This is a genomic window from Sphingomonas sp. (assembly GCF_051962185.1).
Lineage (GTDB): Bacteria > Pseudomonadota > Alphaproteobacteria > Sphingomonadales > Sphingomonadaceae > Sphingomonas.
This window is the reverse complement of the sequence record NZ_JBQCCN010000316.1, coordinates 1-5,805: the sequence shown is the minus strand read 5'-3', so window position 1 is coordinate 5,805 and position 5,805 is coordinate 1. Positions and strand designations below refer to the sequence as shown.

The window sequence follows — 5,805 nt, the reverse complement described above, 5'->3', positions numbered from 1 at the left end:
AATTATCTGACCAAGGCGTTCGACTTCTCGGGCAGCGCCGTGAGCGTCGACGTCACCATTTCGCCCGACCTGTTCGGGCAGGAAAGCGCCAAGAAGCGGGCCGCCGCCGCGCGCGTGACGGCGAGCCACAACGATGTCGAGGTCGCGGCGCTGCAAGTCTCGGTGGCGATCGCGCGCGCTTATGTTCAGCGGGCGACGCTGGCGCGACGGCTCGCGCTGATCGATACCAGCATCGCCCAGGCGAGCGAACTCGATCGCGTCATTCGCATCCGCAATCGCGAAGGCGCCGCCAACAAGGTCGAGGTCGGGTTGCAGTCGATCCGCCTGCGCCAGCTCCAGGCCGAGCGCAGCCGGATTTCCGAAGCGCTCGACCAGACGCGGACCGCCCTCGCGTATCTGGTCGGCGAAGAATCGCCGTCGTTCGACGTCGCGCCCGCCGACCTGAGCCTCTTCACCACACCCGACATTCCGGTGCCGTCGCCGTTGCAACTGATCGAGCGGCGGCCCGACGTCCGCGCGGCCGAGGCGCGAATCCGCGCGGCCAATGGCGACGTCGCCGCGGCGCGGCGCGCTTTCTACCCCAGTCTCGACCTGTCGATCGGCGGCGCGTTCCAGGCGGGGCAGGGCAGCCCGGTCTCGCTGATCGGCAATATCGGCGCGAGCGTGCTGGCGACGATCTTCGGGCGCAATCGCCTCGGCGGCCAACTCGATTACACCGCCGCGCAGCAGCGCGAAGCGGTCAGCGTCTATCGCGCGGCGTTGCTCAACGCCCAGCGCGCAGTCGAGGATGCGCTATCCGCGATCCGTCATTCGGACGAACGCGAGCGGTTGCTCACTGCCGTCGAGGTGGAGGCGCAGACCACCGAGAAACTCGCGCGCCAGCAATATCTCGAAGGCGCGGAGGATCTCCAGCACTTGCTCGACGCGCAGGATCTGCGCGTCTCGGTACAGGATGCCCGCGCGCTCGCCCGGCAGGAACGGATCGAAGGGCTGATCCAGCTCTACGCCGCGACGGGTCCATCCTAGGCGGCGTCCAGAGCGCGATACGCGGGCGCGGACGTCCGTTCATGCGCTAGTGGAAGCGGTGATCACCGTCGAATATCGTTACCAGTCCTCCCGCTGGACGGCGGGTACGCCGGCGTCGCCGTTCGTGGCGCCGGCTCGTCCGTGCCCGCTGATCAGATCCTGCCGAGCACGAGCAGGATGATCAGGATGATGACGATCAGACCCAGGCCGCCCGAAGGGCCATATCCCCAATTGCGGCTATGCCCCCAGGTCGGCAGCGCGCCGATCAGCGCCAATATCAGGATCACGATGATGATCGTTCCGAGCATTGTTCCGCTCCTTTAGTTGTTTCGGGTACAACCGGCGGGCGAAGTTGCGGTTCCGGCATTTTCGGCCGCCGGCTCTCGCCGATCGGTGTGCCGGCTCTCGCCGACCGCGAGCGGCGCACGGCGCGTGAGCGATCCCGAGGCGACGGCGCGTAACCACCGATCGCACAGCATTCCCAGCGATTTCGCCGCCGGCATCGCGCAAAAATTGCGCTACCGGCACTACATTCGTTCAAATATGACTTGTCATACAAATAAGCTTAGTTTAATCGCACTCTCGATCGGCGAACCATGCGCCGGCGAGGGAGGTTGAAAGGTGATCACGAAATTCAAGCTGCTTTGCGCGTCTTCGGCAGGCGTTCTCATGCTGGCGGGCGCCCCGGCATATGCGCAATCGACCGCACCCGCTCCGGCGGGCGATGCTCAGAGCAATGGCGACACGCCCACCGACATCGTCATCACCGGTTTGCGCGCATCGCTCGGCAAGGCTGCCGACATCAAGCGCAATTCGGATAACGTCGTCGATTCGATCGTCGCCGACGACATCGGCAAATTCCCCGACCCGACGGTCGCCTCCGCGCTGCAGCGCGTGCCCGGCGTGCAGGTCACCGTCGGCGACAATAACGAGATCGTCGGCCCCATCATTCGCGGCCTGGGCGATATCCTGACCACGCTCGACGGGCGCGAGATCTTCACCGGCACCGGCCGCGGCTTCGCTTATCAGGACCTGCCGGCCGAAGCGCTGGCGGGCGCCGACGTCTACAAGTCGAGCTCGGCCAACCTGATCGAGGGCGGCGTCGCCGGCCAGATCGATCTGCGCCTGCACAAGCCGTTCGACTTTCAGCGCTTCACTATAGCGGCGAACGCGCAGGGCATCGCCACCGCCAACACCGACAAGATCAGTCCAAAGCTCGGTCTGCTCCTGTCCGACCGGTTCCAGACCGGGATCGGCGAAATGGGCCTGCTCGCGGACGTTTCCTATTCGAGCACCGAGTTCAATCGCCCGATCGCGTTCAATTGCGACTTCCGCAGCGGCAACGAAGGCCCTCCGGGCGCGGCGGGTGTCTATGCCCCGACCTGCGTCGGCGGGCTTAACCAGCAGGGTCGCTATGAGCGCAAACAGGCCAACCTGGCGTGGCAGTGGCAGGCGTCGCCCGATCTTCAGATCTACGCCAATGCGCTGGGCACCACCTATCATTCCAAATGGGCCAGCGTCTTCCTGATCGACGACGTGTTCGGCGGCGCTTTCAGCAATGTCGACAAGTCGAGCTATTGCGGCAACTTCAAGGTCAACGGTGCCGGCTTCTTCGACGCCAATGGCCACACCGAGAATCTGTGCCTGGCCAACTCGTTCACGTCGACCGGCCATGGCGGCTTCACCAGCACCCAGGCGCATAACGACCGCACCGAAGTCTATGTCGTGTCGGGCGGCGGCAAATATGATCGCGGGCCGCTGTCGTTGAATTTCGACCTGTCGTACCAGCATTCGCGAGTCCGCAACCAGAACTTCATCCTCGACACGCTGAAGCCGGCGGGCGGCATCACGACCGTCGTCGACGGCGTCAACATCGACGGCGGCACGGTCTATCACGACACCGTCAACGGGCTCGACACCGTCGCCGGTTTCGGCATGTCGCCGCTCAACCAGGACAATATCCGCGACACCGGCAAGGAATTCGCCGCGAAGTTCGACGGCAGCTACAAATTGGGCGGCTTCCTCGACCAGCTCCAGTTCGGTGCCCGCTTCGCGAACCATTCGGCGAAGCATCAGCAATCGCTCGGCGGCACCTGCGGCACGGTGTGCGGCACGCTGATCACCAACGTTCCATTCCTGCCCGCCGATTTCATGATCCACTCGGACGGCATTCCGAGCGTCGATGGCGGGGTCGGCGTGTTCGCGCCGAACCAGGACGAGCTGCGCGACCCCGCGCTGCAGGACAAGCTGCGGGCCTATTACGGCCTGGGCGCGGGTTGGCCGACCTTCACCGCCGATCGCACGTTCAACGCCAATGAGAAGACCTACACCGGCTATCTCCAGGTCAAGTACGAGATTCCGCTCGGCGGGGCGGTCAAGGTCGACGGCCTGATCGGCGGGCGTTACACCCACACCGACCGCTCGATCGCCGGCGCCGCGTTCGTCACCCCGGCGGCGACGCCGGCCAATCCCAACCCGGCCCCGGTACTGACGCCGTTCAGCGCCAATACCAGCGACAACGACTTCCTGCCCAACGCCAGCGCGCGGATTCGGTTCGGCGGCGGTCTGCAGGCGCGCTTCAACTATTCGCGCACGATCGCGCGGCCGAGCTTCGGCGACCTCAACCCGGGCCTGTCCTATCTGATTTCGACCAACATCCTCATCCTGCCGGCCGGCTCGGGCGGCAACCCCAACCTCAAGCCGCAGCGCTCGGACGGGTTCGACGGCACGCTGGAATATTATTTCGGGAAGAACAGCTTCATCGCGTTCGGCGCCTATTACAAGGACATCAAGGATCGCGTGATCAGCCAGAGCCAGGTCGAGACGATCAACGGCTTCGACTATAACATCACCCGGCCGCGCAACGTCGGCAAGGTGACGCTGAAGGGCATCGAGGTCAGCGGCCAGGCGTTCTTCGACTTCCTGCCCGGGGCGCTCGGCGGGCTCGGCGTCTTCGGCAATTTCACGCTGGCCGACAGCCAGGTGAAGACTCCCGGCGATCCGCTGTTCGGCGATCAGCTCCAGGGCGTGTCGAAGTACAATTACAACATCGGCGCGATGTACGAGAAATACGGCATCACCGGCCGCGTCGCCTACACCTATCGCTCGAGCTATTATGACGAGAATTACGGCGGCACGACGCTGCGTCCCGACGGCACCGTGCTGGTGCTGAACGGCGTGCGTCCCAGCGGCCGGCTCGACGCCAGCGTGAGCTATGAACTGGTCCATGGCATCACCGTGACGCTGAGCGGCACCAACCTGACCAAGGCGAATTATCGCAGCTATTATGGCGACCCGGCACTGCCGCGCGACCATCGCTTCGATGACTCGACCTATTCGCTGGGCGTCACCGCGAAGTTCTGATCGTGGTCCTGCCGACACTCTCCGGTCCGCCAAGTTCCTCCTGGTGAGACTGCACTTTGGATGGGTGCCCGGGCCGGGCATCCATCCTTCTTTTTTGGAGCGATATCCTATGACGATCGATCGACGCGGTTTGATCATCGGCGGTGTCGGCGGGCTCGGGGCCGCGATGCTCGGCCGGGCTGCGCTGGCGCAGATGGTCCATCCCGGCTCACTCAACGCCAGACTGAGCGGCGACCTCACGCCGGTGCACGATCCGGTCATCATCCGGGAGGGCGACACTTACCATGTGTTCGGCTCGGGTGGCTGGAGCAAGCGGCCGTCGGTCACCTGGCATGTCTCCAACGACCTTGCCGCCTGGCGCGACAATGGCGACCCGTTCGACGCCTTGCCGGCCTGGGCGCAAGCGGCGATCCCCGAGGCGAAGAGCATGTGGGCGCCCGACATCTCGCATGTCGATGGTCAGTATCGCATGTATTACGCGGTCTCGACCGGCGGCAGCATGCGGTCGGTGATCGGTTTCGCGACGACGCCGACGCTCGACCGCGCGTCACCCCAATATCGCTGGACCGATCACGGCATGGTGGTCGAGACGTTCGAGGGCGGTACCTACAATGCGATCGATCCCAATTTCGTGGTCGACGCCGCCGGCAATCATTGGCTCGCGTTCGGCAGTTATTGGAGCGGGCTCAAGCTGATCGCGCTCGACCGCAGGACCGGCAAGCCGCGCCCCGGCGACAAGGTCGTTCATTCGATCGCCTATCGGCCGGCGCCGTCGGGCGGCGACAATCCGATCGAGGGGGCGTTCATCTTCCAGCGCGGCGGCTGGTACTATCTATTCGCCAGCTTCGACTATTGCTGCAAGAAGGAAGCGAGCAACTATTATGTCGCGGTCGGCCGCTCGCGCGCGGTGACCGGGCCGTATCTCGGCCGCGACGGCAAGGCGATGATGGACGGCTACGGCACCGGCGTGATCGTCGAGCGCCCGTGGGGGTCGTCGCGCTGGCGCGGGCCGGGCCATTGCGGGCTCTATCACGACCAGGGCCGCGACCTGATCGTCTATCATGCCTATGACACCGAACATGGTTCGGCGCCGACGCTGCGCATCGCCGAAGTCAAATGGGACGCCGCCGGCTGGCCGAGCGCGCTGACCTGACGAAGGCCGGTCCAGCAAGCGAGATTACGCCTCCCCGGCGAGGGCCGGGGCCTAGCGGCAATGCGTTCGTGGTGGCGGGACGTCCTCTAGACGGCAACGGAACTGACCCCCGGCCTTTGCCGGAGAGAAGGCGGGGCCTAGAAGTCGAACGCCGCCACCGTCTCGCGCTCGGCGAGCAGGAAGGCGTCGGCGACCAGTTCGAGCGGGCGCAGGTCGGCGTCGATCGCCCGGTTCGCGATCGTCTTCGCGAAATGTGCGTAGAG

4 protein-coding genes are annotated in these 5,805 nt (G+C 65.1%); 3 read left to right on the top strand and 1 reads right to left on the bottom strand.

All coding sequences use genetic code 11. The annotated features are described in order from the left end of the window. On the top strand, positions 1–1,026 hold a 1,026-nt coding region (locus tag ACTHJR_RS19235; protein WP_440525038.1), incomplete at its 5' end, for a TolC family protein. A 152-nt stretch (positions 1,027–1,178) separates the two neighbouring features. Here ACTHJR_RS19235 and ACTHJR_RS19230 read toward each other — a convergent pair. After that, a complete protein-coding gene (locus tag ACTHJR_RS19230) occupies positions 1,179–1,334 on the bottom strand; it encodes a DUF3309 family protein (protein ID WP_440525037.1) in 156 nt (51 codons plus the stop codon). Positions 1,335–1,695: 361 nt separating this feature from the next. Here ACTHJR_RS19230 and ACTHJR_RS19225 point away from each other — a divergent pair, with 361 nt between their 5' ends. Continuing rightward, positions 1,696–4,389, top strand: a complete 2,694-nt coding sequence (locus ACTHJR_RS19225) for a TonB-dependent receptor (protein ID WP_440525036.1) — start codon at positions 1,696–1,698, stop codon at positions 4,387–4,389. A 109-nt stretch (positions 4,390–4,498) separates the two neighbouring features. Further along, positions 4,499–5,542 carry an arabinan endo-1,5-alpha-L-arabinosidase gene (locus ACTHJR_RS19220; RefSeq protein ID WP_440525035.1) on the top strand — a complete coding sequence of 348 codons (1,044 nt, stop codon included), beginning with the start codon at positions 4,499–4,501 and terminating at the stop codon, positions 5,540–5,542. Positions 5,543–5,805: the final 263 nt, after the last annotated feature.